Genomic DNA, 15,028 nt, shown 5'->3' on the forward strand with positions numbered 1-15,028 from the left:
GGTCTGGCCGGGCTCTCCCTCAGGCCGCCAGTGTGCTGCCGGTGTCCTCGATTTCTTTCCGAAGTTCCCGAGGCGTTCGAATTCCTGCACATCGACCCGGCCGTTCGAAATGCGTAGGGCAGTCGCTCATGCTGCTCTTCTAGGAGAGAATTTAATGCGCCTCAGGAGGTCAACGATCAGCTGGTCATCAAGACCGGCGCGATACTCACCCACCAGAGTGCGCAACATTCCATCACTCTGAATGGAGGCCCACACAAAAGCCGTACGGCCTTTCTTCATCTCATACTTTTCGAGGGCGCCAGATGCTCCACCGATGACTGCCGATGCAAGACGATCAGTTCGAATCGCTTCAGCCTGAAAACGATTACCCACCTTTGCGATAGCCGCCTCGGAAAGCTTCTCGCCTTCCTCTACAGGAAGGGCAAGCGGTACTGCCTGAACCGTAAGCCGCTGCGCACGGTCCGGAGATTCGAGGCTGAGGCGACCGGCGATGTTTGTGGAAGATTTCCATGTCACTGGTTGACAAAGAGTGAATCCACCGAATGGATCGGCGTATGCGCGCAAGTTTCCCGATTTGGATTGACGGGTTGTTTGGGCAGTGGCCAAGCGCCGATCGTTGACGTAGAGATCGACCCGGTAGTCACCGGCTGAAGGACATCGGAGTTCAATCAGTCCATCCCACTGGGCACTTCCGTCCTCCTTGAGATTGAATCGCTCGAATGTCCTGAGGTCATGACGTTGAATCCAGGCACTATCCGGGTTTCGACGGAAGTAGAAAATCTTCGACACGAGAGCATTCTGCGGGATATCTTTGTAGGTCATAGAGACATCAATCTCCGGCCCGTCAAAGCTTAGCCCAAGCTGCGGTACGGATGCACTACCAGCAGGGATTCGAGTTCCGGGGAGGAGAGCAGCGGCTTCACTTTCGACGAGCAGGCCCTGGAAGCTACGCACTGAATCGAGCCTCCCAGGCTGCTGAAGAAGCAAAGTCTCCAGTACCGTCCTGGCGGATGCGTAAAGCTCTCTGCGCTCCAGGGGTGAGCGCTTTTCAAAGATGGCGATTGCACGCCGGAATTCCTTCTCTGCTTCCTTCTTCCGCCCCTGTGCTGACATCGCCAGAGCGAGGTTCAGGCGCGGGATCGGCAGATCGCCGTTCAACGAAAGGGCTTGGCGTGTCAGCTCCTCCGATTTGCTGTAGTCTGCAAGGTGAAAGTAATTGGCGCCCTGGTTGACAAGGTCCAAGAGGGTCTTGTCGCCGTACTGCATGGCCCGATCGAGGTCGGCGATGTTTTCCTTCCGGGCCTTAGGGCTGATGACGCTGATGACGTACAGGGAATCAGGAGTTTCGGACAGGGCCCGAGCCGCAGCACGCCTTTGGTAAGCCGCGGCATACTTATTGGTGTCCCGGATCGCACGAGTGTAGGCAACCATGGCTTTCTGGTGCTCACCCAGCGCGGTCAGGCGGTCCCCTTCGGCAACGGCCTTCATTGCACTTTCAGAGATGTGCGGGACCGGCTTGAGTACGACGACCATGAAACCGAAAAGCGTCACAAGGGTGATGCCGGCGGCTGGCCAACAGAAGAGCGGACGAATCCGAGGCGTGATTGTTGCAGACAGCCCCAAGAGGGCGAGAGAGATGGCCAGCAAGGTGATTCCGCCGATGTAGGCGCTTGCCTTATCGCCCCAGTCTGCCGCCACTTGGTGGCTTGCTTGTTGGTGCAGTCGTGCCAGAGTGGGCTTCACGATCGACTTCGCCGCCTCGACACGAGCCGAGTTTTGAAAACTCGTCTCATTTTGCAACTTGGGTGCCAGATCCGCCAGCCTGCCGTACGCTTGTTTCCAGTGATCCGCATTGGCGGATTCGCCTGAAATAGATAGCAGATCCGCCCGGGCGTCAGCGATATCTTGCCGCTGCTTGAATGCGGCTACCGCAGCGAATCCACCGAGATGATCATAATACTCCGCCGCGGCCGCGCTTTGTTGAGACATCGCCAGCGTCGCATTCCTCTGCGCCTCACGAGCAGCTTCATCCTCTCGCGTACCTGCGAGGTTTGCCGCGTACCCCAGGACGCTGCCGAACAAGGCAATTAGCGCGACGGCAAGTGCCAGCCGACGCTTGAACGGTGTTTCAACGGGATCGACATCCGGCACACTCAAATCCTGGTCACGATGGCTGGGCATGTCAGACACCCCATTCAGTGAAAACCAACATCGGGATCACCACGACACCGGCGACCATACTGATACCTGCGATCCATCGCCGCGGCCACACGGGGCTAATCCGCGCCACTGTAAGGAGCGCGAGCAGCACGAGTGTTGCAACAACACAAAGCGCATATCGCTCGCTTCGCGCACGGTGCCGATCAGCCGCAGCAGCTGTCAAGACGGGCTGACTTTTCGGAACACTCAAATACTCCGTGGTCTGCAGAATATCCTCGACGCGTCCTTTATAGTTGTACTTCGCGTTCGCCCCAGTCCCTTCAAGCCTGCTCCAATCAAAGCTCACCAGGCTGGAGGCATCAGCCACCATTCTCATCAAGCTGGCTTCGTCGCGAAGCTGGGACGCATCAGGCAAATCCTGCGTCGCCTCAGCCTCCAGCCTGTCCGCCTCTGCGTTAACTTGACGGTAGTGACCAACCATGGCTCGCTCATGGCGCACTTGAGTATCGGCCCTCACCAAATCGGACTTGACCTCCACAGTCTCCAACTGGGCGCGCCTGTCGTCATCCACAGCGGCGCTCTCCTCCTGGAGCGAAAGGAACGTGAGAACGGCACCGACAATGGTGGCAGCCCCGATAGCCAAAACAATCACAAGTTCCCAGGGCTCTGGCCTGTCTTGCTCGGCATTCTCTCTTGGAACCCCCGACATCCCCCTCTGCCACCATCGCACGCGCGAAACCGATAGATCGCAAGACTGATTATGCTGAGACCTTGAGCCTGTGTCGTCATTCACGAGCCCAGTTAAGTGTCCTCAGCAACACGGCGCATTAGGGAACCCTTCGGCATCACTCGATTGCTGGTGGGCTGCAGGCGCGGTTGGGCTAGCTGCACTCACTTGCGCAATCGAGGTGCCAGGGCGGCCGTGGTCAGGCCTGGCCTGCGACAGGACCTCCCTGTCACAGCGGCGCGAACCTGCCTTCAGATCTGCCGGGCAGCCGATCACCCGGACGGGGAAGCCTGAGGCACTCGAGCGATGCGAAACAACCACAGCGGAACCAGCAGTGGTGCTGACGCCGCGTACCGGCCTGAACATCGCGGTACGGCCGAGTCAGCGAAGGCTGCAGTTGTTCGTCAACGTGTGCCCCCTTGGGTGGTGGCGCCCGGCCCCGCCGACCGGGTGCTGACCTGCGATTCCGGCCTGCCAAGGGCGGACGTCCGCAGGGGCGGGGTGCCGCGTCCGTCGCAGATCAGATCGTGTTTGCTGCCGGTCGACCGGCGACAGACCCGTGTCGGCTCCCCCTTTTTCGCGCGGATGTTCAGGATGACTTAGCTGGCCACGGCCTGGTCGGCCTCATCGTCGGAATTCTTGCTGTCGCCGGGTGTGGGCGGATCAGGGTCTTCCTGCCAGTTGTTCTCGTACGTGCTCTGCGCGTGTTCGTTGATCAGGATGTTCGCAAGGACCTTCCTGTCGATCCGCTCGGTTCCGGTGAGTACTGCGTCGGCGGCAGCTTCGCGGATGAGTTCCGCGAGTGAGCTGATATTGCCTCCGGTGCGTCGATGGAGGTACTTCCAGTCCCCTTTGAGGGTGCCCGGCTGGTGTTTGTACAGGACCAGGGCCTCCTCCACTCCAGTCATCTGATGAGCGAGATGGAGAACACCGCTGACCGCCTCGCGGTGATCGGCCGGGGCGAGCTGATCGCGCAGGAGAGCGTCGCCGCGTTCGCCGCGCGCGGCACCCGAGCCCCTACGCACGTCACCGTCCGCACCCCGGACGCCGGTCTGCTGGCAGCGCTGCTGGCCTCCGAGGGCGCGCAGGTGCGGCCCGAAGGCCCCGACGCGCTCACGGTGACCGGGACGACCGCGGACCGAATCGGCGAGCTCGCCTTCGAGCACCGGTTCAGGCTGAGTGAACTCGTCCCCCGTAGAGCATCGTTGGAAGAGGCATTCATGGAGCTCACCGCCGACCGCGCCGAGTACCGGGCCGGTGAGCGCCGTGACCTCGCTCATGACGCGGTCCCGGTCGGCTGCGATCGCCCGCCCGCCCGACGGCGACGGACCGCGCGTGCGGTGGCGGGACCTTGTCGCCGCCGAGTGGATCAAGCTGTGGGCGCTGCGCTCGACCCACTGGGTATGGGGACTCGGCACGCTGATCCTGCTCGGGCTCGCCCTGCAGAGCAGCCTCGACACCTACGACAGCTGGCCACAGTACGGTCCGGTCCAGCGCTCGCACTACGACCCGATGTCGGAGGCGCTGAGCGGCGCGGGGGTGGCGCTGCTGATGATCGGCGCGGGCACCACCGGGGCGCTGTCGATCGTCGGCGAGTACGCCTCCGGGCTGATCCGCGCCACACTGACCGCGGTGCCGGCCCGCCACCGCGTGGTGCTGGCCAAGGCCGTCGTCCTCGCGGCCGTGATGTCCGGCGTCGGCGCGTTCGTGTCCCTGGGGACGTTCACGCTGAGCCAGGCGGTACTGTCCGGCCGGGGCATCGGCCTCTCGGTCGGCGATCCAGGAGTCCCCGGCGTCCTCGCTGCGAACGCGGCGCTCGCACCGGTGTCCGCACTGGTGGGCCTCGGTCTGGGCGCGCTGCTGCGGCACACCGCCATATCCGTCGTCATCACCTGCGGACTGCTCGTGGTCCTGCCCGGGTTCTTCAAACCGACCGTGCACCAATGGGCGAACGAGCTCTTCGGCTACTTCCCGTACTACGCCTGGCGGGGAACTCTCTCCCAGCTCCACCCCCGCACCGGCGGCGCGCTGCCCACAGCGGCCGAGGCTTGGACAGGGTTGGGACTCTGGCCCGTCCTGGCCGTGATCCTGGCGGTGTCAGTCGTGCGCCGACGAGACCTGTGATCCGGGCCCCGCGGGCCGGATCAGGCCCGCGGGGAGACGGGGCGGCCGACCTCCCGCCGAGCCGACCGGGGACACCGAATACGCGGTCTCGTCGCCGCTGGGGCCCGACGCGGCCCCGTACCTCACTTCCACGCACCTCGCCGAACTCGGCTTCCACTGGGCGCAGTAGTGCCAGGACTCTGTCGTGAGTTCGCCGGTCTACCCCTTGTTGGCGTTGGGGCGCGGCGTGGTCTTCGTGTCAGGCCGACGGATGATGTCGTTGTCGCCCGCCCGGCGAGGGACGTAGGAGAATCCCTCCTCGGTGCCCTCGTCGTAGTGCACTACCGAACCGTTCTTCTTCAACACGTCCAGCCAGGAGGCCAGCCGGGACTCGTCCCTCTCGGTCAGCTCCTTGCCGGCGCGGCGTCGGCCCTCGGCCCGGAGCATCGCCAGCGGGTAGGCCCAGCGGTGCTTCTCCTTCACGAACCAGGGGATGAGGTCATCGTTCCGCACGATTCGCCGATCGAGACCTCGCCGACGCCGGAAATTGCCCCACATCGACACGACAGTCTCGATGTTGTACTTGCGCCGGTATTCCTCGATCATCCACTGATACGTGCGCCCTTCCTCGAACCATCGGATCACCTCCGACTCGTCCTGGATCTTGCGCCTTCCCATGAACCCACCCTGCTCGATCTCGATCACGCGACACTTGCACACTACAGGGCCCGCGGACGGAGGCTCCGTACGGCCCCAGGACACGTGTGGAGGGCGCCCCGGACCTGCCGGTGGGCTCGCTGGCAGCCGCCTCCGCCTTGTTCTCACTTCTTGCAGGGGAACGTCACCTGCTCGCTGCGGACGCTCTTCTTCTGGTCCGGCAGGTGGAGCGTGACGTACCCGGTCACCGCCTTGGCGTTCCTGGGCGCCGGCATGTCCACGACCTGAAGGACGACCTTGGTGGAGGTGCCCGCGCCGAAGGCGAAGGATCCCGGGGAGACCCGGGCGCGGCTGGCGTTCACGGTCCAGTGGTAACGGACCGTGCCCGGCCCGGTCGCCGTGATCTTTCCGTCGAAGGCCATGGCCACGGGAGTGCCGTTGCACTCGACGGTCTCCCCCGGCTTCAACAGGGTGACCACTTCGACTTTGGTGACCTTCACCGCCTGCTTGACCCCGCCCGTCCCAGCGGTTCCGGCCTGCGCCACGTAGGCGGGGGCGAGGGCCACCGAGGAGGCGAGGAGCGGGGCTGCGAGGAGCGTGAGGCATCGACGCCGCATTGTGCTGCCTTCCTGATGAGGAAAGCCCCCGATGTCGGTCCCAGGATATCGGCGGCCCGCCCGGGCGGCCCGGCAGCCGGTCGACTCCGAGGCCGACCGGACCCCCGCGCTCGCTCCCGCCGAGCAGAAGCAGCCGGTCACCGCGGGTCGCGAGGCCGAACGGGTCCGAGACCGGCAGGGTACGGATACGGAGTATCCCGCTGGGCCCCATTTCGACGAGCGGGTCGCCGGGCCAGTAGGTGGCTTGGACGGTGGAGCCGGAGACGTTGACCGTGTTGATGCCCGCGACATGGTCGTAGGGCTCTGGTGGGCGCAGGGAGCCCGCATGGTTCCCCCTGTTGTCACAAGTGCTGTGACTGAGCGAGATAGTTGGCCCGCTTGACCCACTACACCGCTCAGGCCGGGCCGCGGCTTCTCCGAGGATCGCGCGGGTCATCCTGGCCGTTCTGGAGAGCGAGGAGTTCATTGCGAGGGACTGTTCCCCTCGAAGTCGCCCAGGTTGATGAAGCTCACCCGGTCCTCCCAGGCGTCCCACGTCACATGCTTCCGGGCACCCCAGTAGTAGGTCTCGTAACTCATGAGGTCGCCATATGCCTCGTTCTCGTGTATTCGATCAGGCTGGCCGAACACCGTCAGGAACTCCTCGTACGAGGCCAAGTGTGCGAAGTGGGACAGATGTGGGCCGCTGATCGCGAAGCCGACCACTGCTCCGGCGCACACTTTGTAGTTGATCTTGTCGGCGCCGTAGAGGAATCCGTCCGACCGGACAACGTCTTCGATGACCTCGTCCAGCGTCAGGCTCCGTCCATCAGCGTCGTAGTACTCGCTTTCGATGTTGGTCCCACCGCGGTACCGGGCGATGACGGAAGACAGGCCACCCACAATGCGCTGCCGTGGAATGGTCGCGGCCCGCGCTCCCAGGGCGATGCCGTTCACCTCGACACCGGCGAGGTCGAGGTTCGGCCGGGACAGCAGGTCCAGGTCTTCGAGGATCTCGATCATCGTCGGAGTCTAGGGGCAGCCGTCCGAGCCCTGGCCCTTCAACCAGGTGCTTGGCCGATCAGCGGAACCAGACGATGAGGCGCACGGGCCAACACTGACGCGCAGGCGGCCATAGATCAGTGGAACCAAACGACGAGGCGTACGTTCTCCGCTCCGTGGACTTCGCTGAGGATGCTCATGACGTTCCAGACCCGGCCCCAGTCGGTGTCGATACCTGCGGCTGAGTAGCGGGTTCGTGTGCCTGAGGCGTTGGTTTCCTGCCAGTCCGTGGTCTCCAGCTCGGCCCAGGTCAGCCAGGTGGTCCCGTGCACATCGTGGGGGCCGCCGTAGCCGGCGAACACGCTGCGCAGCCCATCCGAGGCGTCGTCCGGGAAGCCACGATCTTCGGCCAGGGGACGAAAGGCGTAGGAGTTTCGGATTCCGAAGAGGCAGGCCAGGCCGTCGTAGGCGTTGCCTCTGTTGAGGAGGAAGAGATCGATGCCGACCTCCCACACGGAGTCCTCGTCGTAGGGTCCCCATAGGCGGGCCCCCGGCCTACATTCGATCATTCCGCTGACGTCGGTCGACATGGAGAGATCCTGCCTGCGCAGGCCAGGAGCCAGCATCTCCTTTTCGCGCGCGTGCGTACGCGAACCGGTCGAGACCCTGGCTTAGCCGGTCCGCTGACCTCATAGGGACGCTTCCTGCGGGGGTCCGGCCGCTGGCTACAGCGCCAGCGCAACTACGCGCTCGGCCTCAGCCTCCGCCGACGCAACGTCAACGTTTCAGCTCAGCAGAGGATTGCCCTGGAGGTTCCCTTCCCCGCACGGCCAGGGACCCTCTGCCAGGGGCCCCAGCGGTGTGCGGACAACCAGGACCTCGTCGTCCAGGGAGACGACAACGCTGCCTTCGCTCAGCAGTAGCGCACGACCGATGACAGCTCGGCTGTCATCCATGGCGAACAGTTCGTGTCCGGCGAGGTCTGTGTCCACGGCGAGTAGCTTGCCGTCGCGCCAGAACACCGTGGTTCCCTCGCAGTCCATCGCGGGGTGGGACGTGTAGTAGCCCGTCAGCGTCGGCCCGTCCACGAGGGTGTTGTCCGGTGCGAGTCGCCGGAAGCGTGATCTCGAAGGCAGGTGATTTTCGAGCTCGGGGCCACTGGGGCTGCCGTTCTTGTCGACGAGCATGGCCCCGTGGCTGGCCCAGCGCGCGGTTTCAGCGCCGTGGCGGCCGAAGAGACCGGTCGTGAACGCGCCGTAGCCCTGGGATCCGATCAGGAACTGGCCAGGTCCCGCTATCGCCTTTCGGCCGGTGGGAGCCGGAGAGGTGGCCGAGATGGTCTCGCCGCTGTCCAGGTTGAGGAAGAACGTCCGCCCGATGCCGCCCCGTGTGTCGGTGAAGCTGGCCGCGATCCGGTCGGCCGAGACGAGCAGTGGCTCCCAGTGGTCTACGCCGATCTCCTCCGGGACCCAAGGTCTACGCGGCCGGATCTCCCATCCGGTCCGGTCTCCCATCTCCATCACACCCGGGAACGACACCGCACCAAGCGCGATCGGCGTGGACCAGAGGCACTCGCCCTCTCGCGTGTACCGGGCCACGCGAGGCTCCGGTACAGACGTGGGCTGGCTTCGTTCTCCACGGACCAGGCGGGAAGCGCTGACCCAGGAAATGACGAACCCGTCGTCGAGGAGGACGAATGCCCCGATCTCCTCGTCCGGGCGGCACTCCGGGCGGGTGGTGGGCCCAGTGGATCCGTCCGGCAGAACACCTTCCAGGAGCCGACCGCCGCGATCCGGGTAGGCGATCCACAGCGTGCCGTCCGTGGACAGACGGGATTGCGGGCTGCCTGTCCCTGGGTAGCTCCGCTGCCACGCCACCTTGCCAGAGAGGTCGACCCTCGTGATGACGGTCGCCAGGGGATTCGCACCGTAGCTGGTCACAGTCAGCGGTCCGGAGGGATCCGCCGCGGCCACAGCTCGGACCTGGCCCGGCAGGGTGAAACGCGATGAGAGGGTCATGCGCCGCATCTTGCCGCATGCCTCCGTGCGCTGTGGTGGCCCTCTGCAGCGCCGTCGGCCAACTGAAATGTTTCGGGCCAACTTCGACCCTCAGAGCCGAGGCTGGCTGGGGCAGCACCGCCCCATCATGGAGACCCCGTCACCTGGCCGAGGCACCTCGCGGGTCGCCTTCGCCGTCGGCGATAGCGATCTCGGCGACGCGGTGAAGGGCATTCTGGTACGCCACGGCGTTGCCTGGTTCCTTCTGCCAGGGGCGGATGGTGACGGTGGCGGAGTGCAGCGACCCCAGGGGGATTCCGAGGTAGAGGGCGGCGGACCGGCGGGAGCGGCCGGTGGCCATCTGGACGAGTCGGATCGCCGCGTCCCGCCGCAGTTGCCGTCTCGGCGCGTCGAGCTCGTCGAGCGGGGTGGTCCAGTGCTCGGGCAGGACAGCGGGGATGGTGCGGGGGTCGAGTCTGCCCCGGTGGGTGGCGGGCTGGGGGAAGAGGGCAGGCTTTCCAACAGCCTTCTGTGGGAGCCGGACGACCCCGCGGAGCACCGCGGTCATCGTGGGTGAGCAGTGGGTGGCGTGCTGGCGGAGCCGGATGTGGGCGGTGCTCGTCGACGGCAGGGCGGACAGGAGCGGCGCGAGGGTGTGGTGCCCGTTCGGGTTATCGAGGATCGCCACGGTGAGGGCCATCAGGGCCGCTGCTGGGAGCGGGTCGGCGGGCGGGTGTCCGAAGGTTCGAGCGACCCGTCCGTCCCCCAGCGCCGTTGTCCGCTCGGGGTGGGGGCGGCGGAGAGCATCGACGTGGGCTGTGACCGCGTCCATCGACCCGAGCTCCGCGAAGACCTCGCAGGCTAGGGGCCAGCTGCCGCGGATGGCCGAGACGGTCGCCCGGACGTCGTTGAAGAACGACTGGGCGGACACCCGCTGACCGAGGCTCGTCACCTCGTGATCGGCCCCGGCTGTGGCGGCTTCGGCTAGCCGGCGGTGGGCGTGCGTCATGGCCGGGGTGGGCCGCGGCAGGTGTTCTCCGGTGGGCTGGTCGAGTGGCTGGCCGCAGGCGGAGGCACGGCCAGAGCCGGCACGGTGACGGCAGCGGGCTGGGTTCAGACGCTGCCCCGGGGCAGGGATGAGCTGTGTGGGTCGCCACCGTCCGTCGGAGCGGTAGCCGTTGGAGAACGCCGGCGCGTGGCAGGCGGGGCACTGCCAGGCCAGGAGTCGGTTGTGCCGCTCGCAGAGAAAGGTGTGCGGGAGGCGCCAGGCGCCCTGCCAGACGGGTCCGCCAGGGAGCTGGGCTGTGTCGGTCAGGCAGTCGGGGCAGTAGCGGCTGAAGGCGGTGAGCACCCAGCCGTCGTTGGCCATGGTGACGGAGCTCTGGTGCCGCCCGAGGTAGTCGATGCGCAGCGGTGTGTAGCCGGGGGCTTGCCCGGCGAGGGTGAGTGCGTGGACTTCGGCGGGGTGGAGGCGGCAGATGTCGGCGATTTCCTGGGCCTGGGCGGCGTCAAGGCGGACAAGGTGGCGGGCCGGGAAGATCGGGCCGGTGGTGAGGCCGCAGAGGTGGCCGAGGTCCAGCGGTGGGAGGGCGAGCCGGTGGGCGAGGCGTAGAAGGTAGCCGGGCAGCAGTTCGTTGGTCACGGGGTCGAGGCTTCTGGGCAGCGGCGTGTTCGTCATGCTGTGTCCGAGGCGGCGGGGCCGTGGTCATCGAACGCGGTGTTGCGTCGCCGTCCGGCACGCGGACGGCGGGTGGGAGCCGCGGGGACGGCCGGGATCTCGCCTGCTTCGGCATCGCGGCTGGCTCCGGCCAGGGTGAGCGGAAGGGCGTCGAGGAGGTTCTCGGTGAGGCGCTCAGCGCCGCTGGTGATCGCTTCGGTGCAGCCGTCCTCGATGAGGCGTTCGAGAAGGCCGACGACGCCGTTGGTACGGGCGAAGAGGTATTCGGGCATGCGGCCCGAGGTGAGCATGCCCGGTGGGGCGTTCATCAGCCGGAGGGCCTGTTCCACGCCGGTGAGATGAGTGGTCCAGGCGGTGATCTGTTCGTCGGTGTCGTAGCGGAAGCGGTCGAGTTCGACGAGGTCGAAGCGGCGCTCGGTCTGGGTGGCCTCCAAGCCGTGTGCGGTGGCGTGCCGGGACGGGGGCAGCACACCCTGCCCGGATGCCGCATCAAGGCGGCCTTCGCGCAGGAGGCCGGAGGCAGGGATGTCGACGCCGATGAGGACGAGGGTGACGTTCATGCTCATGAACGCGCGGATCAGGTCGAGGGTGTCTTGGTCGTCGGCGCGGTGCATCCGCAGGCGGGTGATGTCGTCGAGGACCAGGACCTTGGTGCCGTGGTCGGTCAGGGAGGCGGCGACCTGCCGGATCAGGTCGGGGAGGTCCATGTTCTTTGTGGGCGCCCCGTAGAAGTTCAAGATTGCCTTGCAGGTGCTCTTCGGCTTCGCAGTCACCGGGGTCTGCACGTAGGCGACCGGCACCCACAGGTCGCGGGTCCCGGGCGAGGCGTCGGGGTGGACCTGGTGGTGGAGGGCGCGCCAGGAGTCCTCGAAGGCGGCCACGATCTCGCAAGTGGTCTCGGTCTTGCCCTGGTAGCCGCCGCCGCTGATCATCACTCCCGCGCGGGTGGACGGCTTGGCCTTGAAGGCGTTGGTGCGGATCCGAGCGCTCAGTAGCCGGTCGACCCTCTGGCTCATCGGGGTGTCGAGGAGCGGGAGGTTGGCGTGGGTGGCCATCCGGTGCAGGTCGAAGGCGGATCGCTCCAGTGGGGTCATCGCTCGCCACTGGCCGAATGTCCGTGCTGGCGCCGGTACGAAGGCGTGGCGTGCCCGTCGCCACGTGTCCCAGCCCGCCACCTGGTCTCGCGCCGCGGGAACGCTCAGCCCGAGCCCGGCGCCGGCCTGCTTCATGACTCCTCCCTCGCCCGCCCCGTGCCCGCTTCCTCAGGTGTGTCCCGCTCTTCGTCGGGGAGGAGGAAGAGGTTCTTGGCCCTGAGTGAATCGGCCAGGAGCTGAGGCGCCTGCAGCGGGACGGAGACGGCGGCCATGCGGCGGCGCCGCCGGTCTGCCTCCACGGCGGCGGTGGCCTGCCTGTGCAGAGCCCGGGCGTCCGCCGGTGAAGGTCCTGGGGGCGGCTCTGGTGCTGGCCGGTCGAGGGCCGCAGCCCGGGCCCGGGCCAGTTCGCGGGCCCGGTCGGTCTTCTGCTGCCGGGTCATCTGGGTCGGCCAGGCGTCCACCGGCGTCTTGGCGGCCACCAAGCCGAGAAGCACCGGCAGCAGTTCGGCGTCGCTGCGGGGCTTGAGCCCGGCCTTGGCGGCCTGCCGCAGGACATCTCCGACGCGGGCGTCGGAGAAGGCGGGCACTTCCTGGCCGGACGGGAGCCCGTTCCAAAGGAGCTCGTGCCAGGCTCCGTCCAGCTCGATAAAGACCTGCCGGCAGTCCCGGGGATCGCGGTGCACGGCCCACTTCCCCACGTGCCGCCCGCCCCTGCCCGACGGGCGGCCCCGATACGGTTCGAGGACCGGGCTGCGGGCGCCGTACCAGAGGCCGCTGATCTTCACGCCGCGCCGGGTGTCGATCCGTACGAAGTGCACGGGCAGCAGCTCGTAGTAGAGCTCCGGCTGCGGGATCTCCACGCAGATCCCATCCCTCGCGGCCGCGGCGGCGAAGAGGGTATTCGGGCTGTGCCGGCCGCCCGGATCCCAAGCGGGCGCGTACTGGTCGAGACGTCGGTTCTGCCAGACCTTCACGATCCACGTGGCCAGCAGGTGCTCCATCTCCGACAGCGTCCATGTCGCGTCGCCCTCCGGGTCGGCGCCGCGGTCGGCAACGTCGATGCCGCGGTAGCCGAGGAGGAGCTCCAGCAGGAGCGACTGGATTCCGGCGAAGGTCCGCTCGCAGGCGGCTTTGTCCTGCGGCCGCATCGCCCGCGCTGGCAGCAAATCGATCCCCAGCCTCGCCGCAGCCTGGACGAAGTGGTGGCTCTTGTAGACGGCGCCGTGGTCGCTGGTCACCGTCTCCGGAGCGAAGAACGGCAGCCCGGCGACCGGGTGCCCGGCCAGTTCGGCCACCAGCGCCGCCGGGGCGCCGGGGTAGGGCCATTCCGTCTCCGGGCCCCAGTCCGGCCGCATCGGCAGCGGCAGCAGCACGTCCCGCAGCAGCATTGCCACCTCCACCGACGACTCCGCCCCCGGAGTGAGGCGGAACGCGACGATCGAGTGGGTGCAGGCGTCCAACGCGATCGTCAGGTGCACCGTGATCGGCTCGGCGAAGACGTCGTCCATCACCTTCACCGGCAGCGGCGTCGTATCGAGGACCACCACCTGTCCCGGCCGGCTGACGTGCACGGCAGTTTCCGGCATCCATGTCTCGGCGGCCGCGGCCGCCGAGCGGACGTAGCGCTGGCGAGCGCCGCCCGGCCCGAACCATTCCCGCCACACCTTCGACAAGGTCGTGCGGTGCGGTACCGGAACCTCGCGGTCGGGAAAGCGCTCACGCACGTACTGGTGGATCAGCCGCTCCTTCGAGGTCATGCTCATCCTCGAGCGGTGCAGTGACTCCGCGTGCACCGCCACGATCGCCTCCTCCACCTCCGGCGTGATGGAACGATGCCCAGACCGCGCGCGTGTCCACCGACCGTCGGCCAGTCCGGCGAGCCCGCACTCGGAATGCTGCGCGGACATCCGCTTCAGCGTGCGGACACTGAGTCGCTCCAGGCCCAATTGCTTCGCCTCATGCCCGTCCATTTCCTTCAGCTCGGCGACCTTCGCAAGCCGCCGCTGCGTCAACGTGGTCCGCGCGGGATCAAACGCGGGCTGCGGCTCGCCCGGCCGGGCCCAAAACCGGCTCCCGCTCCGGTAACCGGTCTCGACCTCAAGCAAGTGCTCCTGACGGATCCGAGCTCGGGCGAGATCGTGCTCGGTGAGGTCTTCTGCCCGCCGCACCTGGCCACCCTGCGTCATCAGCCCCTCCTCGGCAGGTAGATCCACGACTCGTCACCCAGCCGCAAGCTCAAGTCCATGGCCAGCCGCCGCGACCAGAGCAGGTGAAGCACGTAGGCCCGAGCGAGTGCCGGCCACGACGTGGCCTCCACGAGCCCGCTCAGCCGCCGCGGCTCATCAGAGACCAGTTCCAGGAGCTCGGAGGCCAGCCCCAGCGGGTCGGACATCGAGCGCCGCCGGGCGGACAGCGTTTCAAGCGCGGCCCAGGGCCTTGGCTGCCACCCGGCGACCACGACGTACTGCCATCCGGCTGCTCCCGCGGCTTGCTGGGCAGCAGCGAACTTGACCAAGTCGTCCGGCTCGATCAGATCTGCTGGCCGGACGTCGATCAGCAGCGCGGTGCCGTGGAACAGCACCAGAAAGTCCGGGGTGTGCCGCACGGTGCCCCGGCGGGTCATGAACTTCAGGGTGAAAGGCTGCGACAGCACCTCGGCCGCGCCGCCCACGAAGTCGAGCGCTAAGAGCAGACGCCGCTCGGCCAAGCTCTCGAAACCGTGCAGCCTCCCCGTCGTCGACATGTACGCCAGACCGGGCCGGTGCCGCTGCCCAGCCCGCCAGGTAAACGCCCGCGCGGGGCGCGAGGCCGACCACTTGAAGGTATCGAGATCCCGAACAGGACAGGCGATGTCTCCCTGGGCCGACTTCCAAACGGTGACCCACCGGCGGGCCCAGTCGGCGCCGGCGTCAAGTTCCTCGGTCGTCTCGGGCACCGTGTGCAGGACTGCAAGGTCTGTGAGCGAGCAGTTGTGGGACCAGACTGGATCCCGGTCCGGGTTCGCCTGGTCAAGG

General features: G+C 66.8%; 12 protein-coding genes and 1 pseudogene. 2 read left to right on the top strand and 11 right to left on the bottom strand.

The genetic code is table 11. The features are described from left to right. Positions 1-126 precede the first annotated feature (126 nt). Positions 127-2,190, bottom strand: coding sequence for a tetratricopeptide repeat protein (locus IE257_RS16935; protein ID WP_189969455.1), 2,064 nt, complete (start codon positions 2,188-2,190; stop codon positions 127-129). Continuing rightward, positions 2,183-2,731 carry a hypothetical protein gene (locus tag IE257_RS16940; protein WP_189969457.1) on the bottom strand — a complete coding sequence of 183 codons (549 nt, stop codon included), beginning with the start codon at positions 2,729-2,731 and terminating at the stop codon, positions 2,183-2,185. Before IE257_RS16940 ends, IE257_RS16935 begins: the two co-directional genes overlap by 8 nt. 1,055 nt (positions 2,732-3,786) lie before the next feature. Here IE257_RS16940 and IE257_RS38360 point away from each other — a divergent pair. Beyond that, positions 3,787-4,155: pseudogene (locus IE257_RS38360) on the top strand (DUF8746 domain-containing protein); the annotation flags it as partial. A 10-nt stretch (positions 4,156-4,165) separates the two neighbouring features. Beyond that, entirely contained in the window at positions 4,166-5,011 is an 846-nt protein-coding gene (locus IE257_RS16950; RefSeq protein WP_229920496.1) for an ABC transporter permease subunit, read from the top strand. A 198-nt stretch (positions 5,012-5,209) separates the two neighbouring features. On the opposite strand, the gene IE257_RS16955 is transcribed toward IE257_RS16950, so the two are convergent. The 9 genes from IE257_RS16955 to IE257_RS16995 form a co-directional block, all read right to left on the bottom strand. Then, positions 5,210-5,695: a hypothetical protein gene (locus tag IE257_RS16955; RefSeq protein ID WP_229920432.1), complete on the bottom strand. Its 486-nt coding sequence runs from the start codon at positions 5,693-5,695 to the stop codon at positions 5,210-5,212. Positions 5,696-5,811: 116 nt separating this feature from the next. Beyond that, complete coding sequence (locus IE257_RS16960; RefSeq protein ID WP_189969462.1) at positions 5,812-6,264, bottom strand: hypothetical protein; 453 nt, start codon at positions 6,262-6,264, stop codon at positions 5,812-5,814. A 462-nt stretch (positions 6,265-6,726) separates the two neighbouring features. After that, positions 6,727-7,266 carry a hypothetical protein gene (locus tag IE257_RS16965; protein WP_189969464.1) on the bottom strand — a complete coding sequence of 180 codons (540 nt, stop codon included), beginning with the start codon at positions 7,264-7,266 and terminating at the stop codon, positions 6,727-6,729. Positions 7,267-7,382: 116 nt separating this feature from the next. Beyond that, positions 7,383-7,835 carry a hypothetical protein gene (locus IE257_RS16970; RefSeq protein WP_189969466.1) on the bottom strand — a complete coding sequence of 151 codons (453 nt, stop codon included), beginning with the start codon at positions 7,833-7,835 and terminating at the stop codon, positions 7,383-7,385. A gap of 195 nt (positions 7,836-8,030) precedes the next feature. Next, positions 8,031-9,263 (bottom strand): hypothetical protein, encoded by a 1,233-nt coding sequence (locus tag IE257_RS16975; RefSeq protein WP_189969468.1) that lies wholly within the window; start codon positions 9,261-9,263, stop codon positions 8,031-8,033. Between the two features lie 139 nt (positions 9,264-9,402). Next, positions 9,403-10,920 carry a TniQ family protein gene (locus IE257_RS16980; RefSeq protein ID WP_209468449.1) on the bottom strand — a complete coding sequence of 506 codons (1,518 nt, stop codon included), beginning with the start codon at positions 10,918-10,920 and terminating at the stop codon, positions 9,403-9,405. After that, positions 10,917-12,149: a TniB family NTP-binding protein gene (locus tag IE257_RS16985; protein WP_189969472.1), complete on the bottom strand. Its 1,233-nt coding sequence runs from the start codon at positions 12,147-12,149 to the stop codon at positions 10,917-10,919. The genes IE257_RS16980 and IE257_RS16985 overlap by 4 nt, the downstream gene beginning before the upstream one ends. Continuing rightward, positions 12,146-14,200 carry a DDE-type integrase/transposase/recombinase gene (locus IE257_RS16990; protein WP_189969474.1) on the bottom strand — a complete coding sequence of 685 codons (2,055 nt, stop codon included), beginning with the start codon at positions 14,198-14,200 and terminating at the stop codon, positions 12,146-12,148. The genes IE257_RS16985 and IE257_RS16990 overlap by 4 nt, the downstream gene beginning before the upstream one ends. Next, the gene (locus IE257_RS16995; RefSeq protein ID WP_229920433.1) at positions 14,200-14,949 is read right to left on the bottom strand and encodes a TnsA-like heteromeric transposase endonuclease subunit; all 750 of its coding nucleotides are present in this window, start codon (positions 14,947-14,949) and stop codon (positions 14,200-14,202) included. Before IE257_RS16995 ends, IE257_RS16990 begins: the two co-directional genes overlap by 1 nt. Positions 14,950-15,028 lie beyond the last annotated feature (79 nt).

Source organism: Streptomyces avidinii (assembly GCF_014650695.1).
Taxonomy (GTDB): Bacteria; Actinomycetota; Actinomycetes; order Streptomycetales; family Streptomycetaceae; genus Streptomyces; species Streptomyces avidinii.